1 pseudogene is annotated in these 241 nt (G+C 68.0%); it reads right to left on the bottom strand.

The features are described from left to right. Window positions 1-241: pseudogene (locus B3C64_RS04185) on the bottom strand (glucose-6-phosphate isomerase); the annotation flags it as partial.

Genomic DNA, 241 nt, shown 5'->3' with positions numbered 1-241 from the left:
TCCTCGAAGCGGGCCGGGCCGAAGACCACGGCGAGGGAGGTGCCGACGGCGGAGTCGACGGAGTAGCGGCCGCCGACCCAGTTCCAGAAGCCGAACGCGTTGTTCGGGTCGATGCCGAACTCCTCGACCTTCTCCAGGTTGGTGGAGACGGCGACGAAGTGCTTCTTGATGGCTTCGGCTTCCTGGGCCTTGTCGCCGGTGGTGATCGCGCCGGACGCGGCGAGCTGCTCGAGCAGCCAGG

It is taken from the genome of Bifidobacterium sp. UBA6881, from assembly GCA_002451435.1.
GTDB lineage: Bacteria > Actinomycetota > Actinomycetes > Actinomycetales > Bifidobacteriaceae > Bifidobacterium.
This window is presented reverse-complemented; position numbering and strand designations above follow the sequence as displayed.